Source organism: Streptomyces sp. NPDC054841 (assembly GCF_053611045.1).
The window spans coordinates 1-2,297 of sequence record NZ_JBSGZO010000790.1 but is presented as its reverse complement, the minus strand read 5'-3'; the positions used below and the strand labels follow the sequence as shown (position 1 = coordinate 2,297).

Sequence of the window (2,297 nt, the reverse complement as noted above, 5' to 3'; positions counted from 1 at the left end):
GTGCCGCTGAAGTACTTTCCGCACCGGAACTGGGGCGGCCACCGTCGGGTACGGGGTCCCCTCCGCCGTGCGGCGGAGGGGGTTCGTCACCACGCAGGAGGTGCCGGCGGCCGGTGGCCGGAAGCGTGGACGCCATGACACAGACACCGCTCGTCGCCGCTCCCCCGCCTCCCGCGCCACCCCTCGGAAGGGGTCGCAGGGCGCTGCGCGCCCTCGCCATCGCCTCCTGCGCCCCCTACATCTCGCTCAAGGTCGCCTGGGTCGCCGGCAGCGACATCGGCATCCCCGCCGGCAGTGGACTCCTGGACCACCGCGCGCAGATGGCGGTCCTGAACAGCATCTCGGTCCTCATGGACGCGGCCGTCGTGGTGCTCGCGCTGCTGCTCACCCAGCGCTGGGGGCTGCGGGTGAAGGCCTGGCTGCTTGCCGTGCCCACGTGGACGGCGACCGGGCTGCTCACCCCGATCATGGTGGGCTTCCCCCTGCAACTGCTGGTGTCCCTCGGCGGCGGCACGAAGGCCCAGGACGCGTCGAAGGAGCCGTTCCTCGACGACTGGGTATTCGGCGTGGTCTACAGCGGGTTCATCGTGCAGGGCCTGACCCTGGGTGCCCTCTTCGTGCTGTACGCCCGTGACCGCTGGGGCCATGTGTGGCGGGGCCTGGTCCGGGAACTGCCGGCCGCCGTGACCGGACCGCCGATGCGCGCGGCCGCCCTGGCCGGGTCGGTGCTCGCACTGTTCCCCGCCGTCGTGCACCTGCTCTGGGCGCTCGGTTCGACGGCGGGACTGCCCCCGCTCAGGGTTGCCGAGCGCACCAGCGACTTCTATGTCCTGGCGGGGGTCCGGGTGTTGTTCACGGCGGCCGCCGTGGCGGGCGTGCTGATCCTCGCCTTCCGGCGCGGCCGGTCCCTGCGGGTGCGGACACCGCTGGCGGCCGCCTGGGTGGGTTCCGGAGTGCTGGGCGGCTGGGGCGGCTGGATGCTGCTCGCCACGCTGATGCCGGACACCGATCCGGACAAGGCGGCCCCGGCGCTGATGACCCTGACCTACGCTGGGGAGATGATCACCGGGCTGCTCCTCGCCGCCGCCACCGCCTGCTTCCTGCGGCGGCGCGACGCGTGAGACGTGTGTGGGGGGCGCTGTTCGGCGCGCGGGCGCGGCTGCGCTGGGTCCATCTGATCCTGGGCGGCGCGCTGTTGATGCCGTACTGGCTCGTCGGCACCGTGCTGATGAGCCCGATCGTGGACTCTCCGGGCCTGTTCGGCGGGTCCCTCGCACTGCAGTTCGGGGCGTACGCGATCGCCCTGCCGCTGGCCGCGGTCACCGCACTCTTCCCGCTGGCCCGGCCGATGTCGGTGTCCGCGGCACGGGCGATGTGCGGGGTGCCGGCCGACGGGTTCGCGGACGGTCCGGCGCGGACCCGGCAGGGCAGGGCCCGTACCGCAGCCTGGTACACGCTTCATGTGGGGCTCGGCGGGCTGGTCAGCGGTGCGACGCTGGCACTGCCGCCGTTCGCGGTGGCGGTCATGGCGCTGCCGTTCTCCGCCTCGCTGCGCGAGTCGGCGCTGACGGACCACTGGTCGCTGAACCGGTCATGGGTCGTCTGGGCGGGGCTGCCCGCGGGGCTGTTGATGCTGCTGGCACTCGCGGCCTGCACGGCCGGGGCCGGGGCGCTGCTCGCCCGCCAGGCGACGCTGCTGCTGGGGCCGACGCCCGAGGACCGGCTGGCGGCGGCCGAACGGCGGGCCGCCGAACTCGCCGTGCGCAACCGGCTCGCCCGCGAGCTGCACGACTCGGTGGGCCATGCGCTGAGTGCGGTGACCCTCCAGGCGAGCGCCGCCCGCCGGGTCCTGGACAGCGATGTGGAGTTCGCGCGGGAGGCGCTGGCGGCGATCGAGGAGACCACCCGGCGCACGGTGGGGGAACTCGACTCGGTCCTCGGGCTGTTGCGGCAGGGGGAGGACCAGGGCGAGCTGTCCACGCCGGGACTCGACGCGCTGGACGGGCTGCTCGCGCACAGCGGGCGGCAGGTGGCGTACGCCGCGGAGGGCGAGCTGTCCGCCGTCCCCGAGGCGGTCTCCCGCGAGGCGTACCGGATCGTCCAGGAGGGCCTGAGCAACGCCCTGCGACACGGCGGCGCCGCACCGGTGTCGCTCCATGTGCGCGTGCACGACAAGGAGTTGGAGATATCGATGGAGAACCCGCTGCCCGACCGGTCACCGGTGGTCCGTCCGGGCGGCGGCCGTGGCCTGCGCGGTATCGCCGAACGGGCGGCGCTGCTCGGCGGCCGGGCCTCGG

At 74.1% G+C, this 2,297-nt stretch carries 2 protein-coding genes; both read left to right on the top strand.

The features are described 5' to 3' along the window. Positions 1-134 precede the first annotated feature (134 nt). Positions 135-1,121 (top strand): hypothetical protein, encoded by a 987-nt coding sequence (locus ACWGI8_RS43235; protein ID WP_453668987.1) that lies wholly within the window; start codon positions 135-137, stop codon positions 1,119-1,121. Between the two features lie 5 nt (positions 1,122-1,126). After that, a partial coding sequence (locus tag ACWGI8_RS43230; protein ID WP_453668989.1) for a sensor histidine kinase occupies positions 1,127-2,297 on the top strand: 1,171 nt, incomplete at its 3' end.